The sequence below is a fragment of the Paraburkholderia sp. A1BS-2L genome (assembly GCF_051125205.1).
Taxonomy (GTDB): Bacteria; Pseudomonadota; Gammaproteobacteria; order Burkholderiales; family Burkholderiaceae; genus Paraburkholderia.
Genome location: NZ_CP120429.1, coordinates 1,987,416 through 2,010,592 on the forward strand (window position 1 = coordinate 1,987,416; position 23,177 = coordinate 2,010,592).

Here is a 23,177-nt window from a genome sequence, read left to right on the forward strand (position 1 = left end):
CATGAAAAGAGGAATCCGAACGATTGCCGCGCTCGCCTGCTCGGGCAGCGCGCTCGCCTGGGGGCAGGTGCCACCGGGCGCGGGCAGCATCCCCCCGATCCAGACAAGGCCGGACGTGGGCAACGTGCTGAACCAGGCGCTGCCGAACTCGGGCACCATCCTGCAGCAGACCGAGCCGCGCGACACGCGCCCCGCGCCGCTGGACGGCGCGCCCGCGCTGCCTGCGACGCCCGCGCCGGGCGCGCCGACCGCACAACCGGGCGCGGCCAGCTTCGTGCTCAAGGGCATCACGCTCAAGGGCAACGACACGATCCCGAGCGGGGAATTGCTCGCGCCCGTGCAGGGCAAGATCGGCAGCGAGGTGAACTTCGCCGGCCTGCAGGCGATCGCCGCGCAGATCACCCAGGTGTACCGCGCGCGCGGCTATGTGCTGGCACAAGTGGTGATCCCGCCGCAGGATGTGACCTCGGGCCAGGTGACGATGAGCGTGCTCGAAGGGCGCGTGGGCCACGTGCGCCTCGACGTGGCCGCCGGCACGCCGGTCAAGGAGTCGCTGTTGCGCGCGCGGGTGGAGCAGATTCCGGTGGGCGCGCCGCTCCAGCAGCAGGTGCTCGAGCGCACCATGCTGCTGCTCTCCGATCTGCCGGGCATCACGGTGACCTCGGCCATCGAGTCGGGCAGCGAGCCCGGCACCGTGGATCTCACGATCAACGTCGCGCCCGCGAAGCGCTGGACCTTCGCCGCCGATCTCGACAACTACGGCGCGGCGACCAGCGGCACGTGGCGGCTGGGCGGGCTCGCGCGGCTGAACTCGCCGTTCGGCATCGGCGACAACCTCGACTTGCGCATCCTCGGCGCGGAGCGGCTCGACACCGTGTATGGCCGCGTGGGCTACGAAGCGCCGGTGAACGCCTACGGCACGCGCGTGGGCGTGGCCCTCGCGCGATTGAATTACACGCTCGGCAAGGAGTATTCCGCGCTCGACGCAACCGGCGACGCCACCGTGGCCGATCTCACGGTCACGCACCCGGTGCTGCGCACCCGCGACCAGAATCTGCTCGCGCGCGCGAATCTGGAGTTCCGCGACCTCTCGGACAACATCGGCGTCGTCGACGACCACAACCGGCGCTCGATGGTCGAAGGCAGCGTGGGGCTCACCTACGAAAGCCGCGACGCCCTGTTCGGCGGCGGCTTCAATAGCGCCGACGTCGAACTGCTGATCGGCAGCCTGCACTTCAAGGACGCCGCGAATTACGCCATCGACCAGTCGCAGTTCGGGCGCAACACCGCAGGCAACGAAGTGCGCGCGACCTTCTTCGCGAACCGGCTCAACGCGGTGACCGGGAAGGTGAGCCTGTTCGTCGGTTTCTCGGGGCAATGGGCGGCGACCAACCTCGACAACTCCTCGCGCTTCCTGCTGGGCGGGCCGCACGCGGTGCGCGCCTATTCGCCCTCCGAAGGCCTGGTCGACGAAGGCTTCGTGGCGACCGCCGAAGTGCGCTACGCGGTGACCTCGAAGATCACCGCGTTCACATTCTTCGACTTCGGCACTGGCTGGTACAACGCGAACCCGCGTCCGAACCAGGGGCCGAACAACATCACGCGCAGCGGCGCGGGCCTGGGTGCGTACCTCGCGCTGCCGTACGGATTCGCATGGCAGGGCACCGTGGCGTGGCGCACGACGTCGCCCGACACGACCGGCAACGACAAGCTGCCGACGTTCTATATGCAATTGAGCAAGACGTTTTGAAGCAGTCGGCCAGACGCGGTCGACCAGACGATGCCGGCGAGGTGTGCGATGAACAAGCGGGGCGGTAATCGGCAGGGCGGGGCAGCCGGCAGGGTCTCAGGGCGGGTTACAGAGCGTCAGGGACGCAAGGCAAACGCGCGCCCGCTCCAGGCGAGGGCCATCGCAAGCGCGATTGCGCAGATCACTGCGGCGCTGTTCGAGGCCACCTGGGCCACCTCGCTGCTCGCCAATCCCACCGGTGCGCAGGTGGTGGCCGGCGGCGTGACGGTGAGCTCGCCCAGCGCCTCGCAGATGAACATCACGCAAAGCACGCCGAACGCCATCGTGAACTGGAACACGTTCTCGATCGGCGCGGGCGAGGCGGTGAACATCGCCCAGCCCTCGGTCTCGTCGGCGCTGCTCAATCGCGTGGTCGGCAACAACCCGAGCGATATCGCCGGGCGCTTGAGCGCGAACGGCCGCGTCTTTCTGGTCAACCCGGCGGGCGTCATCTTCGCGCCGGGGTCGTCGGTGAACGTGGGATCGCTGGTCGCTTCGACGCTGAACATTAGTGATGCTGATTTTCTGGCCGGGCGCTATCACTTCATCGGCAGCTCGCCGGCGGCGGTGCGCAACGCGGGCACGCTCACCGCACAGGACGGCGGCACCATCGCGCTGCTCGGCGGCACCGTGAGCAATACCGGCACCGTGGCCGCGAAGCTCGGCACGGTTGCGCTGGGCGCGGGCCGCGATATCACGCTCGACTTCGCGGGCGACGGACTCACCACGCTGAAGATCAACGCAGGCACGGCGGGCGCGCTGATCGGCAACGCGGGCACGCTCGCCGCCGACGGCGGCACCGTGGTCATGAGCGCGCAGACCGCCGATGCGCTGGCGGCCACGGTCATCAACCAGCAGGGTATCGTGCGCGCGCAAAGCCTCGCCGCGCGCGATGGACATATCGTGCTCGACGGCGGCACGAGCGGCCAGACCTTTGTGTCGGGCACGCTCGACGCCTCGGGCGGCGCGGGGCTCGCGGGCGGGCAGATCGACGTGACGGGCCACAACGTGGGCCTGCTCGCGGGCGCGAATTTGAACGCGAGCGGCGCGGCGGGCGGTGGCAGCGTGCGCGTGGGCGGCGGCGCGGCGGGCGCGGACCCGACGATCCGCAATGCGGATGCGGTGTGGATGGATCCGAACGCGCAGATCCATGCGGATGCAACCACCAACGGCAGCGGCGGGCATATCGTGGCGTATGGCATCACGGCGGCGCGCCTTTATGGCGAGTTCAGCGCGCGCGGCGGACCGCAGGGCGGTGATGGCGGACTGGTGGAAACCTCGGGCGCCGCGCTCGATGTGAAAGGCGCGACGATCGATGCGTCCGCCGCGCATGGCAAGGGCGGGCAATGGCTGCTCGACCCGGACAACATCGTGATTTGCGCGGAATGCGTGGGCGCGGCAAGCGTCACGAGCGGCGCCACGGTCGTATTCGGTCCGGTCAGCGGTCCTGTCAGCGACACTTACCTCTACCAGGGGGATATCTCGGCACAACTGAGCAACGGCACGTCGGTGAAGGTGGCCACGCCGGACGGCAACATCAGCGTGTTCCCGTTCGTCACCATTTCGAAGACGGGCGGCGCCGACGCTACCCTCACGCTGAGCGCGGGCGGGTCGATCTCGCTTGGCTACTCGGTGAGCATCACATCGACGGCGGGCGGGCTCGGCATGGTGTTCGACGCGAACGTGGGCCAGTCGACGAGCGGCAACGTCATTTCGATGGATGGCACGTTCGGTGCGATCTCGTTGCAATCGAACGGCGGCGACATCACGATCGGCACAAAGACGGGCCAACCGTCCACCTTCGACGGCGCGGCGGTGCTACTCGCGGATACGAACATCGATGCGCGCGTGAGCCAGTCCGCGGCGAATGCGAGCGGCGCGGTCACGATCCACGGCCAGGCCCCAGGCGCCGTGGCGGTCAGCGGGCAGAGCCATCTCGACGCAGTAGGCATCTACAGTTCGAGCATCTTGACGTCGACGGGCGACATCGAAATCGAAGGTAACCAGGGCAGCGGCACCAACACGCCGGTGGGCGGCGTGTACATCAGTTCGGCCGTGCAGCCTCAGCCGGGCGCCGCGCCGACGGGCGGCTCGACTGTCTCCGCTGGCAGCGGCTCGGTGCGCATCTACGGCATCGGCGCGGATTCGCTCGGCAACGAGCCTTACCAGGTCTCGGGCGTCGCCATCGACGATGGCTCGACCATCCAGACTAACGGCGGCTCGATCGACATTCGCGGGCAGGTGTCGGGCGCAAGAACGGATCAGACCAACTACGGCGACCAGGGCGTGATGATCGCCACCGGGGCGACGCTGTACGCCCAGGGCGCGGGCGGCCAGATCGCCATCACTGGGTCCAGCAACGCGACGAGCCAGGGCGTCTCGATTTCGAGCTACCTGGGCGGGACGTTTACCGCCGCCCCCAACATCCAGACCGGCGCGAACGGCACCGTCACGATACGCGCGGCCAACAACGGCATCACCGGCAGTTTCCTCGTCTACGGGACGCCTAACGTCTCGTCGCCGGGCGGCACGCTCGTCATGCTGCCCGGCATCGTCAATTCGGACTTCAGCATCGCCAATGCCGATGCCACGCCGATCAACGTGAACGACGGCGGTGGGGGCTTCGGCATCGGCACCTACGCCATGGGCATGCTGTCCGCCTTCTCCAATGTGGTGATCGGCAGTTCGACGCAAACCGGCCTCATCTCCGTCGCGCCCAGTACCACGGTCTCGACCAATCTGACGCTGGAGGCAAACGGATCGGGCAGCCAGGGCATTTCGCTGCCGTCCGGAATTTACATGCGGGAAAACACCTTGACGCTGGTCTCGGCAGGGCCGGTCACGCAAGGCGCGGCGATCAATGCAGACTGGCTCGTGCTCGGCGGACCGGGCGCGTTCACGCTCACGAACGCGGGCAATTTCGTGAGCTTTCTTTCGCTCAACGGCACCGGCGACGTCTCGCTCGTGAACACGACCGGCACCGTGCTGGAAGCTGCGCCGGCGCTGGTTTACAACACTGGCACGGGCTCGCTCGGCTCCCTCGGCAGCGGCGCGCTGACGCCGGCCGGCAATGTCAGCGTGTCCACCACCGGCGGCGATATCAATCTGGTTTCCCCGGTGCTTGCCTCCGGCAGCAATACGACGTTTTCGCTCCAGACCAGCGGCAATATCAATGTGGCAACGGAAGGGCCGATGAGCATCGGCTCGACTGGCGGGCCCCTCAACGTCGTATTCAACGCCAACATGGGCGGCACGGCGGGCAACAATCTCGTCTGGCTCAACCAGGTCGCGCTCGACACCCATGGCGGCACCTTCATGATCGGCAACACAGGTTCGAGCCAGGTCAGCATCCAGAACTCGACCCTCGCCACCGAGGGCGGCGCCGTGAGCATCGCAGGGACGAACAGTTTCGGCGATGGCGTCACCATCGGATACAGCACGATCAATTCGGCTGCCGGCAACATGACGATCTCGGGCACCTCGCTCTACGACGGCAACGGCATCACCTTGAATCAGAGTTCAGTCGGGAGTACGAATGGCGCGATCCAGTTGAGCGGCATCGGCGACGCCACCTTCATCGGTTCGTCGTCCACCTATAGCGGCGTTTCGATCTCGGGCGTGGGCCCGGGCGGCACGCCCGCCATCGACGTGACGGGCAGCGGCGCGGTGACGCTAACGGGCACGATGCGAAACGGACTGGGGACCGGGGTCGAGCTAACGAATGCATCGATTGCCGCGAACGGCGGCGCGGTTGCGCTGACCAGCACGGATTCGGCATCGACCGCTTCGACCGGCATCCAGCTCAATACCTCGAGCATCGGCAACACCGGCGGGGCCGTGACGCTCACGGGCAACGGCAGCAGCAGCGGCATCGCGCTGAGCTATTCGCTGATTGCCAACGGCACGGGAGCGACCACGCTCAACGGAACCGCAACCGGCCCGGGCACGGGTGTTCTGCTGTCCCAAAGCGGCGTTCACGCGGCGGGTGGCGCAATCGCCGTGAACGGCGTGTCGAGCGCGGCCGGGCAAGGTGCGAACTTTGGCGTGCAGGTGCAGGGCGATTATGTGACCAGCCAGGGCGGCACGAGCGGCGGCGCGGCGTTCAGCGACACGGGGAGCGGCGCGATCAGCATCAGCGGCACGTCGAGCAACGCCGTGGGGTTTGCCTATGGCGTGTCGATCAACTCGGCGACGCTCAACGGCGCGGGCGGCATCCAGACGAGCGGCACCGCGACGGCCTGGCTCGGCTTTGGCTTCACGATGTCGGGCAGCACCTTGAGCGCGAGCGGCGGCAATGGGGCGATCGGCATCGCTGGGACGACGACGGGCAACTACGGATACGGCGTCGACATCGGCCAGTCGACCCTGACGACGGCGGGCGGCGCCGTCACGCTGACCGGCATCGCCAACGCCAACTCATACGGGAGCGGCGTCGTGCTGTCGAACACGCTGGTCAGCACGGGGGCCGGCAACGTGCAGGTGGCGGGGACGGTGAACGACGCACCGGGCCAGGCCTATACGAGCGGCTATGGCATTTCGGCCTACGGCAGCTCGATCCAGACCACCAGCGGCAATGTGACGTTGAGCGGCACGACGACTGGCGCGACCGGCTCCTCATACGGCACGTCCCTGGGCGGCGGCTATACCGCGAACGGCAGCACCACGGTGCAGCCCACGATCCAGACCGGCAGCGGCGCGATCGCGATCAACGGCAGCGTTCCCGCCACGAGTTTCGGCAGCATCGGCGTCGATCTGACCGGCGCGAGCATCGCTTCGACCAGCGGCTCGATCACGCTCACGGGCCTCACCACGGGCACACCCACGGCGGGCCTTTCGTCGACGGGCGTGGTGCTCGGCGCCGCGAGCCCGGATTCCAGTTCCGTGGGCTTGGTGAGCCTCTCGACGACGCCGCCGCCCACGACGCTCACCACCGGCAGCGGCACGCTCTCGATCCGCGGCAGCGGCTCGGGCGCGAACTCGCAGGGCGTGCTCGTGGCCGACGGCGCGCAGATTGTCTCGACCAACGGCGGCGCCATCGACATCCGCGGCGTGGTGACGAGTCCGACCAGCAGCGCGAGCGGCGCAAATATTCAGTATGACTACGGAACGCTTGTGTATAACGGCACGATCGCGGCTACCCAGCCCAATACCGTGATTTCGATCGCGGGCTCGACCAATACGTCGGACGCGGGCCTGGCTTTCGGCAGGGTGGCGGTGCCGGCCAACTTCAACTACGCGCCGGGAACCGTGCAGGTGAACGCAGGCCCCAACGGCACCGTCGCGCTGCGCTCCGCCAACGACGGCACGACGACGAGCCTCGCCGACAGCGGCGCGCCCATCACGTCCGCGGGCGGCACGCTCGCGATTCTGCCCGCGAGCGTCGACCCCACGACCTTTGCATTCGTCGCTTCGGACAGCACGCCGATCACGCTGTTCGGCACCGGCGCGGCGGGCTTGAGCATCGACGCGGCCACGTATTCGCTGTTCACCGGCTTCGCCACGCTCGCGCTCGGTTCGAGCACGCAGACGGGCCTCATCACCGTGAGCGGCGTGTGTCCCACGCAAGGTGCATGCACGTCGCTCGTCAAGCCCGCCGTGAACCAGAGCCTCACGCTGATGAACATGGGCAGCGGCAGCCACGGCATTCAACTGCTCTACGGCATCTCGCTCGGCAGCAACACGCTCACGCTGGCCTCGGCGGGCGCGGTCACGGACCCGGGCGGCATCCAGGCCGCCGGGCTGCTGCTCGCGGGGCCGGGCACCTTCACCCTCAACGATCCCGAGAACAACGTGGGCGTGCTGGCCATGCTCGACGCCGGCAACGTGAATTTCCTGAATTCAACGAGCTTCGTGATCGGTCCGATCGTGAGCCGTTCGTTCGACGCGGCATCGAACACGGCCACCACGATCGATGCGACCAACTCCAGTCTCACCGGCAACCTGCTCGCCCAGGCCGCGACGGGCAGCGTGGGGCTCGGCGGCGGCACGGCGGCGGCGAACGGCCCGACCGGCGGCAAGAACACCAACCTGAGCGCGGGCGGCACGATCGACCTCGTGATGGAGAACGGCGTGTTCACCAACAATGGCACCGGTACCTTGAGCGCGGCCAATTACTGGCGCATCTGGGCCTCGACATGGGTGGGCGAGACGCGCGGCAACGTGCAGCCCAATACGGCACAGCCGAACTTCTACGGCTGCACCTTTGGGGCGGGATGCAACTGGGGCGGTGTCGTACCGCTCACGGGCGATCATTTTGTGTACGTCGCGCGGCCCACGGTGATCGTTACCGCCAATGGCGCGACAAAGATCTATGGCGCGCCGAATCCGAACTTTGGCTACAGCACAGCGGGTCTCGTCAACGGCGATACGACCTCGTCGCTAAGCGGCACGCTTTCGACCGGCGCAACGAGCGGTTCGCTGCCGGGACAATATGCGATCGATCCGGCGTATCTGTCGAGCGTCGGCTATATCGTGCAAAACGTGCCGGGCACGCTGACCGTGACGCTGCCGTATCCGCTCGATCTGCCGCTAGCGGTGAGCGCGATGCAGTCGTTCTTCGGCATGAGCGAGAAGACCTTCGTGTACGAGAACAACCTGCAGGGCACCAATATCTGCGTGGGCTCGAATCAGCCGCTCTTCACGACCGCCCCGCCCGGCAGCGATCAGGATCTGCTCGCTGTCGAGTGGAAACGGGTGCGCTCGCAACCGAATTTGAATAGCTGCATGCTGTTGAACGGGCAGCACGGCTGCGGGGATTTCTAAAGTGAGCAGACCCTAGGTTCTCACATAGGGATCGAACTTGGGATTGGCCCCCTTCGGGAAGGCGATGCGCGCCGATGCATTGCGGTTCTCCATCTTCTCCATTTGCATATAGGTGATGATCTCGTCCACTTCCTCTTCCGATTTCCTCAGCTTCTTGACGAGATAATCGCGCATGTTGTACGTGGATTCGCGCTTGGCCATGCGGGCGCGCAGAAACGCTCGCAGGACCGGGCAAAATTCCGGCGACGCATCGCCAACCAGCCACATGTTGAGATTTTCCGGGGAGCGAAAGTCGAGCTTGTCGTTGCCGATCGAGGGGTCCGTGGTCAGTTGATCGAGGAGGAAGGTCCACAGATTGGTCTTGCCCTTCTGCCACGGTGCGATGCTGGCGAATACCGTGGCTTCCTGGTTCACCGGCACGGTCTTGAACGCGCCCGCCCGGATCAGGATGTACCACTGCAGGCGGTGGCTGTATTCACCGTGCTTCTCTCCAGCGCCAACATCCTTCCAGTGCTGCTTCAGCGCCAGCGACTCCTTGAACACATTCCCGTAGACGAAGCCGGCATAGTTCGGGAGCCGGTCGCCGACAACCACGAATCCGTGGGCGCGCTCGAACTCGTCCAGCGAGGCCGTCAGAAGCTTGGAGAAGTCGCTGTCCTTCTTCGGCGGAGCCTTATTCGCCTTGTAGGCCGCCTGCTGATTCTGGAAGTAATCGATCGCCCGCGATTTGGCGGAATAGTATTTGTTTATCCGCTGCGTCATGTCCGCATCCAGCGCGATCAAGGCATTCCGAATGACGGGTTCACCGCGGAGGTTGCCTCGCAGGCCGCAGGACAGATAGAAGCCCATCCGCAGATAATCGTTGAAATGGGGCGACTCGCTCAACAGCTTGCCATCGACCTTCAGGTCCTTGTCATCGAAGGCTACTTTCAATTCTGCACGAATCTCTTCCAGCGATTTCATCTTGATTCTCCATGGGATGGCAGCAACCATCGCGCCGGCGTGGCCGCCGCAACATCGGTTTTCAATGCACGGGCTGTTGCGATATTCAGGATGGTGGGATCAACAGGGTTGCGTCGGAATCCTTAGGGTTCGGCACGTCGACAGTTTCATCGGCCTCTACCCAGATCGCGCTCGCGCTGAAGTTGTCGTTGCCCGCTCTCGCGTGAGCGCGGACATGCGCGGCCAGCGCCTCCAGCCACGCGCGCGGGCTCGCGGCCTGCGCGAGCGTCTCGAGCATGGTGGCCTCTTCTACGTACTCCCAAAGACCATCGGTGCAGATCAGGAACGCGTCGCGTGCGCATAGCCCGAACGTGCCGGGCCGCGCCGCGATATTTAGCCCTTCGAGCGTGCCGAGCGCCGAGAACAGCACGTTGCGGCGCGGGTGATGGCGCGCGTCCGCGGCGCTGATGAGGCGCGCGTCCACCATGTCCTGCACCATGCTGTGGTCGCGCGTCTGCGCGACGATCTCGCCCGCGCGGAAGCAGTAGAGCCGCGTGTCGCCGCAATGCGCCCAGGCCGCGGTGCGCCGTTCGCGGTCGATCGCGAGCAGCGTGGCCGTGGAGCGCATGTCGCGCAGCGCAGTGCCGCCGTGCGCCTGCTCTTCCACGATGTTGGCGTTCGCATGCGCGAGCGCGTTGGCGAGGCGCTCGCCCGTGGGCGGCAACTCGGCAAGCGTGAGATAGCGCAGGTCGGCGAGCACTGTGTCGACCACGATGGCCGATGCGGTGTCGCCGCCGCCGTGGCCGCCCGCGCCATCGGCGACCACGCAGTAGAACAGCCGCCCGCTCGACCAGTCGCCAAGCGAGTCTTCGTTGCGCTGCCGCCCGCCCGGATCGGTCAGGCTTGCGAAGGCCAGTTGCACTTGCGCTCCCGTCTCGTTGCGGGCTTCCCCGTGGTCACTCGTGAAGTTCGTGGTTGCAATGCGGGTCATGCATCGGCGCGCACTGTTGCGCCGGGGCCGGCACCGGTGCCGCACGCGCGCCGTGCTCGTGCCGCGCGCGCGGCGCGCCCTGCGCGAGTTGCGATTGCTCCGCGAGAATGCCGAGCACGGCGAGCAGCGCAATGCGGTTCTCGACCGCGATCTCGATGCCCAGCGTTTCTTCGATCCAGCGTCCAATGCCGGTGCGCGCGAAGTCGGCGGGCATCGCCCCTTTGCGCAGCGTGACGCCCAGCTTGCGCGCGCGATGGTGATACGAGGCGATGCCGTAGCGTGCGGCGATTTGCGCAAGCCCGCCCTTTTCGGCGGAGAGCCAGCCGAGCGTGCCGGCGAGCAGCAGTCGCGCGGCTTCGTCGAGGCCGCTGATGAAGCGCACGGCCGAGGCGCGCACGCTGTCCTCGTCGAGGCCGTACTGGAACAGCGCGGCGCTGACCGGATCGGCGTGCATGGCGCTGCGCTGATCGAGTTCGGCCAGCACCTCGTTCTCGTCGATCGAAACGTTGCGCCGATGGCTCGCGCTGCGCAGGCAGTCGATCAGGTAGCGGCGGAAATAGCTGCACACGGCGTGGTTGTTCGAGGGCGCGCTATGCGCCGGAAAGCTCATTAATTCGGCTGCGGGCGTTTCGAGGCGAAAGACCTTGCTGAAGAGAAACTGCGAAATGAGCTCTTCCTTGTCTTCGGCCAGCGCTTGAAGCTCGAACGGGTGATAGCCGGTCAGTGCGCGCTGCACGATGGTATAGAGCGAAGCCATTTCTGCATGGTTCAGAGCAGTGCGCCGCTGCCAGAGATCGGGCAGCGTGCACGGATTGTCCATGCCCTCCATGAGCGCTGCGCTTTCGATGTTCGACACGTTTTCCCCTCGTATCGCGTTTTTAGGCTCGCTTCGCGTGGCGCGCATCCAGCATGCATGAATCGTTGGATTGGCTGTAGCGGGTTCACGTCGAGTCTATTAGCTGGCCGTGCGTATGACAAGCGTGAAAATCTGCAATGGCGTGTTTTAAAACATCTAGCCGTTCGGTGAATAAAAATTCTAAAAGATCGGCTCTAGTGGTTTACGCGATCAGAATAATGAATTCGGATTACGTGGCGATAAAGCGCACGCGCGTTATCGAACATGTGACGGAGAAGAGTCGATCGTTCGGTATCCTTCGTTAGCGAACGTCACGTGCTTCAAGGCATGGGATGACGCCAGGCGAGACTCACTTTTATAGTCATCCTGCATGATGGTTAACCCTTGGAAAATAAGGGCTGAAAGCGTCTGTGTGGGAGCGATTCCACTGCAGTAAGATGCGTCTGGATCGCGCGCCCGGACATGCCGGACAAGGCGAGATCGAGGTTTGGACGATTGCCTGCATGTCACAACGACTACTTGAAAGACAACTGGATTAAATGCGTGGCGAATTTATGAAAAATCGGGAACATGGTTTGCATCGAGGTGCGCTTTTCTTTTGTACCCGCCGTGCTATTCTGATAGCGACTCGTTAAGCTTCGAGCACCGATGGCGCTTGCGAATTCGGACTCCGCTGTACCAGGAAATATCAGAAATAGGTTCAGCCGCGCGCCATGCAATTTTTTATCCGCCTTAATACGCTTGCCCGGGCAGTAACCAGAACATAACCAATTCCACACGGACCACGGACCATGGCCATGCTAGATGCCGGGGCGCTGCTCGCGGAAGTGTCTTCCGCGTTGCCTTGCGGCGAGGACGTCGAATACGATCCGGCGTTTCTCGAACTCGAGCGCGTCGTGCACGGCAAGCCCGACGTGCAGTATGGCAGCACTGTGGTCGAGGCCGTTCCGCCCGACTGGAAGGAGGCGCAGGCGCTCGCACTGTCCCTGCTGGAGAAAAGCCGCGATCTGCGCGTGGCCGCGCATCTGGCGCGCGCGCTGCTCAATCGCACCGGCTTTGGCGGCTTTAGTGAAGGCCTCGACCTGATCGCCGGCATGCTCGAACAACGCTGGGCGCATCTGTATCCGCAGCTCGATCCCGACGACGACAACGATCCCACCGCGCGCGTGAACGCGCTCGCGGGTCTCGTCGACTCCACCACCACGCTGGCCGAGGTGCGCGAAGCGGCGCTCGCCATTTCGCGCGCGCACGGCGAGGTGACGCTGCGCGACGTCGAATACGCAACCGGCGAGATTGCCGTGCCGGCGGGCGTGACCGCGCCCACGCTCAGCTCGATCGATCTCGCGATCAGCGATGCGGGCGAGAACGCGCGCGAATCGCTCGCTGCCTTGCGGCGTGCGCTCGAGGCTGCGACGCGCATCGAGACGGTGATCATGAACAACGTGGGCGCGGCGCAGGCGATCGACATGGACCCGCTCACGCGGCAGCTGCGCCATGCCGTGGCATTTCTTGGCGAGCGCGTGCCCGAGGAGCAGGCATCCGCGCCAGCGGAGCTCGCGCAAGACGGCGCGCCTGGCGGGGCGCCCGCCGTGGCCGTTGCCGCAGCGCCCGCGCGCGCGCCGGGCGAAGTCGAGTCGCGCGAGGACGTGCTGCGCGCCCTCGATCGCATCTGCAAGTACTACGAAACGTATGAGCCGGGGAGCCCTGTGCCCTTGCTGCTCAAGCGGGCGCGTCGGCTCGTCGACAAGAATTTCATGGAGATTCTGGAAGATCTCGCGCCCGACGGGCTTGCGCAGGCGCGCCAGATCGGCGGCGTCCAGAGCGAGGAGTGACGTTAAGGGCCTGTTGTTCGTGTGAGCAGGCGCTGGTTTATCCGCAACGCCGCCCCGCGGCGCGCCCCAATGCGCGCCGCCGCGGCATCGACGAGGGGAAAGGCCGTGGCTAAAGAAAGCAGCCAGAAGTTCATCGCGCGCAACCGGGCGCCGCGCGTGCAGATCGAGTACGACGTAGAGGTATACGGCTCGGAAAAGAAGATCAATCTGCCGTTCGTGATGGGCGTCATGTCCGATCTGTCCGGGCAGCCTGCCGAGCCGCTTGCGCCCGTGGCCGAGCGCAAGTTCCTCGAGATCGATGTCGACAACTTCGATGAGCGCCTGAAATCGATGAAGCCGCGCGTGGCCGTGCAGGTGCCGAACATGCTCACGGGCGAGGGCAATCTTGCGGTGGAGATGACCTTCGAGAGCATGGACGACTTCTCGCCGGCCGCCGTCGCGCGCAAGGTGGATTCGCTCGCGAAGCTGCTGGAGGCGCGCGGCCAGTTGCAGAACCTCTTGACCTATATGGACGGCAAGACGGGCGCCGAGGATCTGATCCAGAAACTGCTCAACGATCCGGCACTGCTGCAGGCGCTGGCCTCCGCGCCCAAGCCGCAGGAATAGCGCCGCGCGCGGTGATGCGCGCACCCACCCGTTAGCTATCGTTGGCTATTTGTTAACTATCTAGTTAGCCATCCGTCGAGAGGGAGTCTGACATGGCCGAACCCAGTACCCAACAGCAGGAAGCCCGGCAGGGCGGCGAAGCACTCGAGGCGAGCGAGTTCGCGAGCCTGCTGGAAAAGGAATTCAAGCCCCGCAGCGACAAGGCGAAGGAGGCCGTCGAGTCGGCCGTGCGCACGCTGGCCGAGCAGGCGCTGCGCGACACCAACGTCGTGTCGGGCGACGTGCTCGCGACCATCGAGTCGCTGATCGCGCAGATCGACCAGAAGCTCACTGACCAGGTGAACCTGATCATCCACACCGAGGCGTTTCAGAAGGTGGAGAGCGCTTGGCGAGGTCTGCACTATCTGGTGAACAACACCGAGACCGACGAGACGCTCAAGATCCGCGTGATGAACATCTCGAAGAACGAGCTGCACAAGACGCTCAAGAAGTACAAGGGCACCGCGTGGGACCAGAGCCCGCTGTTCAAGAAGCTCTATGAAGAAGAGTACGGCCAGTTCGGCGGCGAGCCGTATGGTGCGCTGGTGGCCGACTATTACTTCGACAACAGCGGTCCGGATGTCGACCTGCTCACTCAGGTCGCCAAGGTCGCCGCCGCCTCGCACGCGCCGTTCATCACGGGCGCCGATCCTTCGGTCATGCTGATGGAATCGTGGCAGGAGCTCGCCAATCCGCGCGACCTCACGAAGATCTTCCAGACGCCCGAGCACGCCGCGTGGCGCTCGCTGCGCGAATCGGAAGACTCGCGCTATATCGGTCTCGCCATGCCGCGTTTTCTTGCGCGCGCGCCCTATGGCGCGAAGACCAACCCGGTCGACGAGTTCGCCTTCGAGGAAGACACCGCGGGCGCGGACAGCAAGAAGTATGCGTGGGCCAACGCCGCCTATGCGATGGCCACCAACATCAACCGCTCGTTCAAGCAGTACGGCTGGTGCTCGCGTATTCGCGGTATCGAATCGGGCGGCGCGGTCGAGAACCTGCCCGTGCATTCGTTCCCGACCGACGATGGCGGCGTGGACATGAAGTGCCCGACCGAGATCGCCATCAGCGACCGCCGCGAGGCCGAACTCGCGAAGAACGGCTTCATGCCGCTCGTGCACAAGAAGAACTCTGACTTCGCGGCGTTCATCGGCGCACAGTCGTTGCACAAGCCGGCCGAGTACGAGGACCCCGACGCCACCGCGAATGCCAATCTTGCGGCGCGCCTGCCGTATCTGTTCGCGTGCAGCCGCTTCGCGCACTACCTCAAGTGCATCGTGCGCGACAAGATCGGCAGCTTCAAGGAGAAAGACGACATGCAGCGCTGGCTGCAGAACTGGATCTTGCAATACGTGGACGGCGACCCCGCGCACTCGAGTGAGGAAACCAAATCGCGCCGCCCGCTTGCCGCAGCCGAAGTCGTGATCGAGGAAGTCGAGGGCAATCCGGGCTATTACACGTCCAAATTCTTCCTGCGTCCGCATTACCAGCTCGAGGGCCTCACCGTGTCGTTGCGGCTGGTGTCCAAGTTGCCGTCCGCCAAGGCGGCATAACGTAAGTCCGTGTGCATGGCCGCGTACCGGCGCGAACTGACGCAAACTTTCCAAGTGGAGAACAGAAATGGCCGTTGATATTTTCATCAAGATTGGCGACGTGGCGGGCGAGTCGCAGGACAAGACGCATGGGGGCGAAATCGACGTGCTCGCGTGGAGCTGGGGCATGTCGCAGAGTGGCACGATGCACCTGGGCACGGGCGGCGGCGCAGGCAAGGTGTCCGTGCAGGATCTTTCGTTCACGAAGTATGTCGACAAGGCCACGCCGGTGCTGATGGGCGCGTGCGCGAGCGGCAGCCACTATCCCACCGCGGTGCTCACGGTGCGCAAGGCCGGCGGCAAGTCACCGCTCGAATACTTCAAGATCACCTTCACGAAGGTGCTGATCTCGTCGATCAGTGAAGGTGGCTCGGGCGGCGAGGACCGCTTCACGGAGAACATCTCGCTGAACTTCGAGAAGTACCACGTGGAGTACCAGCCGCAAAGCGCCACGGGCGAGAAGGAAGGCGGCGTGGTCGAGACCAAGTGGGACATCGCGAAGAACGTCGCGGAGTAAGCCGCGGGACGGTGGCGGCGCGCGCGAGGGGCGTGCGCCGCCACATGTATTGCAGCCCCCGACCGACGCCCATGAATGCTGGCTTGACGGAGCCAATCGACAATGACAGCAGAAGAGAGCTTGCGCGCCGGTGACCTCGACGCGTGCCTGAAGCAGTTGCAGGACCAGGTGCGCGGCAACCCGGCCAACGTGTCGTACCGCGTGTTCCTGTTTCAGCTGCTCGCCGTGCGCGGCGCGTGGGAGCGCGCGCTCACGCAGCTCAACGTGGTGGGCGATCTCGACGCCGCCGCGCTGCCGATGGTGCAGCTCTATCGCGATGCGCTCCAGTGCGAGGCGCTGCGCGAGGACGTATTCGCCGGGCGGCGCGCGCCGCTCATTTTCGGCGAGCCCACTGCATGGCTCGCACTCCTGATCGAAGCGTTGCGTCTCGAGGGCTCGGGCGATTCCAGGGCGGCGGCCGCGTGCCGCGCCAATGCACTCGAGCAGGCGCGCCCCACGACGGGCACGCTCAACGGCGTGCCGTTCGCGTGGATCGCCGACGCCGATTCGCGCCTCGGCCCCACGCTCGAAGTGATTCTCAACGGCCGCTATTACTGGGTGCCGTTCGAGCGCATCCGCCATATCGAGCTCGAAGCGCCGGACGACCTGCGCGACCGCGTGTGGATGCCGGCCGTATTCACGTGGGCCAACGACGGCCAGGCGGCGGGACTGATTCCGGCGCGCTATCCCGGCACCTTGACCGCGAATGTGACCCACTCGGCGTCCGATGCCAATGCACTGGCGCTCGCTCGCGCAACTGAATGGACCGACGCGGGCAGCGGGGAATTCGACGAGGCGCGCCCGGTCGGGCAGCGCATGTTCACGACCGACGAGAACGACTACGCGCTGTTCGACGTGCGCACGCTCGTGCTCGATGCAGAGGCGCCTGCGGGCGAAGCGACGCAAGACCGCGCGCAAGACCATGGCTGAGCTGACGGGACGCGACCGGCTGCAGCCCTCGCTGCTCGACCGCCTGACCGATCTCGAGCCCGGCACGAAGGTCGAGAGCCGCGAGCGCCGCGTGCTCTCGATGCGCGCGCTGCGTCTGGGCGTGCAGCGCGATCTGGCGTGGCTGCTCAATGCGAGCGGGCTCGGCAGCGTGCAGGATCTCTCGGCATGGCCGCTCGTCGAGCGCTCGGTGCTCAACTACGGCTTTCCCGATATCGCGGGCAAGACGGCATCGGGCATGAACCTCGCGCGCCTCGAGCGGCAGATACGCGACGTGATCGTGGCGTTCGAGCCGCGCATTCTGCGCGACACGGTGAAGGTGACGGCAGTGCTCAAGGAGGAAACGACCGGGCACCACAACACGGTGGTGTTCGCGATCGAAGGGGACTTGTGGGCGCAGCCGTATCCGGAGCGGCTTTACTTTCGCACCGAACTCGATCTCGAGGGCGGCGAGGTGCGCGTGATCGACCAGGGCGCGGCGCGCTGAAAAACCACCACGCACAAGCAACGCACAAGCGACGATGAACCCCGACCTGATCCGCTACTACAACCAGGAACTCGCGCATTTGCGCGAGATGGGCAGCGAATTCGCGCGCGAGTTTCCGAAGGTTGCGGCGCGCCTCGGTCTCGAAGGGCTCGAATGCGCCGACCCCTATGTCGAGCGCCTGCTCGAAGGTTTCAGCTTTCTCGCGGCGCGCGTGCAGTTGAAAATCGACGCCGAGTTTCCGCGCTTCACCCAGCATCTCATGGAGCTGGTGTATCCGCATTACCTCGCGCCCACGCCGTCGATGACAGTGGTGCGCATGCAGCCCGATCTCGCACATCCGGCGCTTGCGGGCGGCGTGACCGTGCAGCGCGGCAGCGCGCTGCACGCGGTGCTCGACAAGAACGGTTCGACGCGCTGCGAATACCGCACGGCGCATGCGCTCACGCTGTGGCCCGTGGAGATCGTCGAGGCGAAGTTCTTCACGCATACCGGCGCGCTCGGCGGCGCCGACATGGCGCTACCGCCCGGTGTGAAGGCAGGCGTGCGGCTGCGCTTGCGCACCACTGGCGGCGTGAAGTTCAGCCAGCTTGCGCTCGATACGCTCACGCTCTATTTGCGCGGCGCGGATTCGCTGCCTGCGCGAATTTACGAGCGCCTGCTCGCCAGTTCCGTGGGCGTGGCGGTGCTGCCGGTCGCGCGGCCCGCGCCATGGCACCGGCTGTTGCCGAAGAGCGCCGTCAAGCCGGTCGGCTTCGACGACAGCGAAGCGCTGCTGCCCGTGAGCGGCCAGTCATTTCAGGGATTCCGTCTGCTGCAGGAATATTTTGCGTTTCCGCAGCGCTTTTTGTTCGTTGCCATCGACGGCTTGCAGAGCGCGCTGCGCGCGTGCGCCGAAAGCGAAGTGGAAGTGATCGTGCTGCTCGACCGCGCCGACCCGCTGCTCGAACAGACGCTCGACGCGAGCCACTTCTCGCTCCATTGCACACCAGCGATCAATCTGTTCGCGCGCCGCGCCGACCGTATCGCCTTCGATCCCGCGCAATTCGAGTATCAGGTGATTGCGGACCGCACGCGGCCGCTCGACTTCGAGATTTATCGCATCGAGGAAGTCACGGGACACGGCGCGGGTTCGAACGACGAGCAACGCTTCGAGCCCTTCTATCACGCGCGCGATTTGTCGGCGGCCGAGCAGGGCAGCGCGTACTACCAGGTGCGCCGCGAACGGCGCTTGCAATCTTCGCGCGCGCGCGAGCGCGGCCAGCGCACCAGTTACCTCGGCAGCGAAACCTTCATCGCACTCGTCGATGCGGCCAATGCGCCGTATCGCGCGGATCTGCGCCAGCTCGGCCTCAAGGTGCTGTGCACCAACCGCGATTTGCCGCTCACGTTGGCCACCGGCACCGGCGCATCGGATTTCACGCTCGGCGTGGAAGCACCCGTGGAGAGCGTGCGCTGCGTGAGCGGGCCGAGCCGGCCCTTGCCGTCGTTCGCGCACGGCGCGGTGGCTTGGCGGTTGCTGAGCCATTTATCGTTGAACTACGAGTCGCTGATCGATACGAATGCCTCCACAGGCGCGCGGGCGCTGCGCGACTTGCTGAGCCTCTATTGCCCCGTCGACGATCCGGCCGCGCAGCGGCAGATCGAAGGCGTGCGCTCGGTCGAGGCCAAACCGGTCACGCGCCGGCTGCCCGTGCCGGGGCCGATCGTGTTCGGGCGCGGCCAGCAGGTGAGCGTGACGTTCGACGAAACCGCCTTCGAGGGTTCGGGGGCCTTCGTGCTGGGCGCGGTGCTCGCGCGATATTTTTCACTGTACGTCTCGATGAATTCGTTCACCGAGACGGTGGTGCGCACCACGGCACGCGGCGAGATCATGCGCTGGCCTGCGAGGGCGGGACAATGCGTGACGCTCTGACCGTGCTGAAGCTGCTCGAAGACGAGGCGTACCGCTTCGACTTCTTTCAGGCCGTGCGCCTGATCGAAAACGCGTGGGCCGCGCAGCCGCGCGTGGGCGAGTCGCTGCGCCCGCGCGACGACGCCGTGCGCTTCACGCAGCGGCCCGAACTCGTGTTTCATCCGACCACGCTGGCCGCGTTCTCGCAGCACGATCATGGGGAAGGGGGCATGGCGCCGCGCCTGGCCGTGAACTTCTTCGGCCTGCTCGGGCCGCATGGCGCGCTGCCCACGCATCTGACCGAATATATCCGCGACCGCGAGCGCAACGCCGACGATCCCACCTTCGCGCGCTTTCTGGACTTGTTCCATCACCGCATGACGAGCCTGTTCTACCGCGCGTGGGCCAATGCCCAGCCGGCGGTGAGCCTCGAGCGCCCGGGACGCGACCGCTTCGCGATGTATGTGGGCTCGACTTTCGGCATGGGCGAGGAGGCGCTGCGCGGGCGCGATACCGTACCCGATTTCGCGAAGCTCCATTTCGCGGGGCTGCTCGGTTCGCGCACGCGCCCCGCCGCGGGCTTCGCGCTGATTCTCGCGCGCTTTTTCCGGCTGCCCGTGTCGATCGAGGAATGGGTGGGCCACTGGATGCCGCTGCCCGCCGAGACGCGCACGCGCATGGGCTTGCGCGACGGATCGTCGGCGCTCGGGGTTTCCACGCTGCTCGGCGCGCGCGTATGGGATTGCCAGCATAAGTTTCGCATCGTCATCGGCCCGCTTTCGATGGCCGATTACGAGCGTTTCCTGCCCGGCGGCGACAGCCTCAAGCGGCTCGCCGACTGGGTTTGCAACTATGTGCGCGACGGCCTCGACTGGGACGTGAACCTGCAATTGCGCGAGGCCGAGGTGCCGCGCCTGAAGCTGGGCCGCCACGCGCGGCTCGGGCTCACGAGCTGGGTGCTCAGCGGGGCGGCGCAAGGCGATCAGAAGCAGCTGAAACTCAATCCCGCAAGCGGCGCTGCCGCGCGCGAGCGGAAGCAGGAAGACGTGCAACGAGCGACGGAACACGCCGCAGCGCTCGACCTTCACCCGGGAGAATGAAGACATGGCCGAAATCAAGCGGGCAGCGCTCTTTGGCAAGCTCAACCAGCTAGGCTTTCGCGCGCTCGAAAGTGCGAACATGTTTTGCCGTTTGCGCGGCAATCCGTATATCGAGCTTGTGCACTGGTTTCATCAGATTCTCCAGTTGCAGGACTCGGACCTGCACCGGCTCGCGCGCCACTACGGGATCGATCCCGCGCGGCTCGCAAGCGATCTCACGGCGGCGCTCGACCGGCTGCCGCGCGGCGCGGGGTCGGTCACGGACATTTCCTCGCAGGTGGAAGAGGCCGTCGAGCGCGGCTGGGTGTTCGGCTCGCTGATGTTCGGCGAATCGCAGGTGCGCACCGGGCATCTAATGGTTGGACTCCTGAAGACACCTTCGCTGCGCAATACCCTCTATGGCATCTCGCGGCAGTTCGAGTTGATCAAGCTCGATGCGCTGTGTGAGGAATTCGACCGCCTGCTGCGCGATTCACCCGAAGCGGCAATGGGCGCGAGCGACGGCTTCAATGCGAACGCCAGCGCGGGAGCGGGCGCTGGAGCGGATGCTGCAGGCATGCCCCCGGCGGCGATGGGCAAGCAGGAAGCGCTGCGCCGCTTCACGACCGATCTCACCGAGCAGGCGCGCAGCGGCAAGCTCGATCCCATCGTGGGCCGCGACGAGGAAATCCGCCAGGTGGTGGACATCCTCATGCGCCGCCGCCAGAACAACCCGATCCTCACGGGCGAAGCCGGCGTGGGCAAGACGGCGGTGGTGGAGGGCTTTGCGCAGCGCATCGTTGCGGGCGACGTGCCGCCTTCGCTGCGCGATGTCGAACTGCGCGCGCTCGACGTGGGCCTGTTGCAGGCCGGCGCGAGCATGAAGGGCGAATTCGAGAACCGGCTGCGCCAGGTAATCGAAGAGGTGCAGGCCTCGGAAAAGCCCGTGATTCTCTTTATCGACGAAGCCCATACGCTGGTGGGCGCGGGCGGCGCGGCCGGCACCGGCGACGCCGCCAACCTGCTCAAGCCCGCGCTCGCGCGCGGCACGCTGCGCACCGTGGCGGCCACCACGTGGGCCGAATACAAGAAGCACATCGAAAAGGATCCCGCGCTCACGCGGCGCTTCCAGGTCGTGCAGGTGGGCGAGCCCGATGAGGAAAAAGCCATCCGCATGATGCGCGGCGTGGCTTCCACGATGGAGCAACACCACAAGGTGCAGGTGCTCGACGAGGCGCTGGAAGCCGCCGTGCGGCTTTCGCACCGGTACATTCCGGCGCGCCAGTTGCCCGACAAGTCGGTGAGCCTGCTCGACACCGCATGCGCGCGCGTGGCCGTGAGCCAGCACGCTACGCCGCCTTCCGTGGACGATGCGCGCAAGCGTATTTCAGCGCTGGAGACGGAGCTGGAGATCATCGGCCGCGAGAAGGCCGTGGGCATCGAGACGCGCGAGCGCGAAGCGGCGGCCGGCGAAAAGCTCGCGGTGGAGCGCGAGCGTCTCGTGGAACTCGAAGCGCGCTGGGAGAAGGAGAAGGCACTGGTCGAGCGCATTCTTTCGTTGCGCGCGCAACTTCGTGAGAAAACCGGCAAGGTGGAAGACGGTGCGGATGCCGCGAGCGCAGCCGCCGCGCCGGCAGTCGAAAATGCGGCGGAAAGCGCGGCGAGCGCAGCGAGCGCGGAGAACGGCGCGGGCGCCGCCACCGCGCAGATCGACCCCGAAGCGCTGCGCGCCGAATTGCGCGAATTGCAGGCGCAGCTCGCGAGCCATCAGGGCGACGATCCGCTGATCCTGCCCACCGTCGACCGCCAGGCCGTGGCCTCGGTCGTGCAGGACTGGACCGGCATTCCCGTGGGCCGCATGGTGCGCAACGAGATCGAGAACGTGCTCAAGCTCGCCGAAAATCTCAACAAGCGCATCATCGGCCAGGGCCACGCCACCGAGATGATCGCGCGGCGCATCCAGACCTCGCGCGCGGGCCTCGACAATCCGAACAAGCCGATCGGCGTGTTCATGCTCGCGGGCACCTCGGGCGTGGGCAAGACCGAGACCGCGCTCGCGCTGGCCGAGGTGCTCTACGGCGGCGAGCAGAACGTCATCACGATCAACATGAGCGAGTACCAGGAGGCGCACACGGTTTCGTCGCTCAAGGGCGCGCCGCCGGGCTACGTGGGCTACGGCGAGGGCGGTGTGCTCACCGAGGCGGTGCGGCGCCGTCCCTATAGCGTGGTGCTGCTCGACGAGGTGGAAAAGGCCCACCCCGACGTGCACGAGATCTTCTTCCAGGTGTTCGACAAGGGCTGGATGGAAGACGGCGAGGGCCGCGTGATCGACTTCAAGAACACGCTCATCTTGCTGACCACCAACGCGGGTACCGATCTCATCACGAACCTTTGCAAGGATCCCGAACTGATGCCTGATCCAGAGGGCATCGCGAAGGCGCTGCGCGAGCCGCTGCTCAAGGTGTTCCCGCCCGCGCTGCTCGGGCGCGTGGTGACGATTCCGTATTACCCGCTCTCCGACGAGATGCTGGGCGCGATCATCCGCCTGCAACTCTCGCGCATCGAGAAGCGGCTGCGCGTATCGCACAAGGTGCCGTTCCTCTACGACGACGACGTGGTCAAGCTCATCGCGAGCCGCTGCACGGAGCTGGAGAGCGGCGGGCGCATGATCGACGCGATCCTGACCAACACTTTGCTGCCGCGCGTGTCCACCGAGTTCCTCACGCGGATGATGAATGGCGACAGCGTGACGAAGGTGCAGGTGGGCGCGCACGACGGCGAGTTCGTTTATACGTTCGACTGAACAG

14 protein-coding genes are annotated in these 23,177 nt (G+C 65.8%); 11 read left to right on the forward strand and 3 right to left on the reverse strand.

The window, feature by feature from the left end; genetic code table 11:
* Position 1 precedes the first annotated feature (1 nt).
* Together P5W98_RS23890 and P5W98_RS23895 are read left to right on the forward strand one after the other, a co-directional pair.
* On the forward strand, positions 2-1,750 hold the full coding sequence (locus tag P5W98_RS23890) for a ShlB/FhaC/HecB family hemolysin secretion/activation protein (RefSeq protein ID WP_421025651.1): 1,749 nt from the start codon (positions 2-4) through the stop codon (positions 1,748-1,750).
* Positions 1,751-1,798: 48 nt separating this feature from the next.
* On the forward strand, positions 1,799-8,551 hold the full coding sequence (locus tag P5W98_RS23895; RefSeq protein ID WP_421025650.1) for a filamentous hemagglutinin N-terminal domain-containing protein: 6,753 nt from the start codon (positions 1,799-1,801) through the stop codon (positions 8,549-8,551).
* 12 nt (positions 8,552-8,563) lie between these two features.
* Here P5W98_RS23895 and P5W98_RS23900 read toward each other — a convergent pair whose 3' ends face one another.
* From P5W98_RS23900 to P5W98_RS23910, 3 genes are all read right to left on the reverse strand, one after another.
* Entirely contained in the window at positions 8,564-9,514 is a 951-nt protein-coding gene (locus tag P5W98_RS23900; protein ID WP_421025649.1) for a LirA/MavJ family T4SS effector, read from the reverse strand.
* 85 nt (positions 9,515-9,599) lie between these two features.
* Positions 9,600-10,484, reverse strand: coding sequence for a PP2C family protein-serine/threonine phosphatase (locus tag P5W98_RS23905; RefSeq protein WP_421025648.1), 885 nt, complete (start codon positions 10,482-10,484; stop codon positions 9,600-9,602).
* Positions 10,450-11,340, reverse strand: a complete 891-nt coding sequence (locus P5W98_RS23910; RefSeq protein WP_421025647.1) for a hypothetical protein — start codon at positions 11,338-11,340, stop codon at positions 10,450-10,452. Before P5W98_RS23910 ends, P5W98_RS23905 begins: the two co-directional genes overlap by 35 nt.
* Positions 11,341-12,131: 791 nt before the next feature.
* On the opposite strand from P5W98_RS23910, the gene tssA reads away from it, so the two are divergent.
* From tssA to tssH, 9 genes are all read left to right on the forward strand, one after another.
* Positions 12,132-13,172 carry a type VI secretion system protein TssA gene (gene tssA, locus P5W98_RS23915; RefSeq protein WP_421025646.1) on the forward strand — a complete coding sequence of 347 codons (1,041 nt, stop codon included), beginning with the start codon at positions 12,132-12,134 and terminating at the stop codon, positions 13,170-13,172.
* Between the two features lie 105 nt (positions 13,173-13,277).
* Positions 13,278-13,778 (forward strand): type VI secretion system contractile sheath small subunit, encoded by a 501-nt coding sequence (tssB, locus tag P5W98_RS23920; protein ID WP_035521266.1) that lies wholly within the window; start codon positions 13,278-13,280, stop codon positions 13,776-13,778.
* 92 nt (positions 13,779-13,870) lie between these two features.
* The gene (tssC, locus tag P5W98_RS23925) at positions 13,871-15,370 is read left to right on the forward strand and encodes a type VI secretion system contractile sheath large subunit (RefSeq protein WP_421025645.1); all 1,500 of its coding nucleotides are present in this window, start codon (positions 13,871-13,873) and stop codon (positions 15,368-15,370) included.
* 67 nt (positions 15,371-15,437) lie between these two features.
* The gene (locus P5W98_RS23930) at positions 15,438-15,926 is read left to right on the forward strand and encodes an Hcp family type VI secretion system effector (RefSeq protein WP_421025644.1); all 489 of its coding nucleotides are present in this window, start codon (positions 15,438-15,440) and stop codon (positions 15,924-15,926) included.
* A 102-nt stretch (positions 15,927-16,028) separates the two neighbouring features.
* Positions 16,029-16,895 (forward strand): type VI secretion system accessory protein TagJ, encoded by an 867-nt coding sequence (locus P5W98_RS23935; protein WP_421025643.1) that lies wholly within the window; start codon positions 16,029-16,031, stop codon positions 16,893-16,895.
* Positions 16,888-17,400: a type VI secretion system baseplate subunit TssE gene (tssE, locus tag P5W98_RS23940; protein WP_421025642.1), complete on the forward strand. Its 513-nt coding sequence runs from the start codon at positions 16,888-16,890 to the stop codon at positions 17,398-17,400. Before P5W98_RS23935 ends, tssE begins: the two co-directional genes overlap by 8 nt.
* Positions 17,401-17,434: 34 nt before the next feature.
* A complete protein-coding gene (gene tssF, locus P5W98_RS23945; RefSeq protein ID WP_421025641.1) occupies positions 17,435-19,312 on the forward strand; it encodes a type VI secretion system baseplate subunit TssF in 1,878 nt (625 codons plus the stop codon).
* Positions 19,297-20,391 carry a type VI secretion system baseplate subunit TssG gene (gene tssG, locus P5W98_RS23950; RefSeq protein WP_421025640.1) on the forward strand — a complete coding sequence of 365 codons (1,095 nt, stop codon included), beginning with the start codon at positions 19,297-19,299 and terminating at the stop codon, positions 20,389-20,391. The genes tssF and tssG overlap by 16 nt, the downstream gene beginning before the upstream one ends.
* A gap of 4 nt (positions 20,392-20,395) precedes the next feature.
* A complete protein-coding gene (gene tssH / locus P5W98_RS23955) occupies positions 20,396-23,173 on the forward strand; it encodes a type VI secretion system ATPase TssH (protein ID WP_421025639.1) in 2,778 nt (925 codons plus the stop codon).
* Positions 23,174-23,177 lie beyond the last annotated feature (4 nt).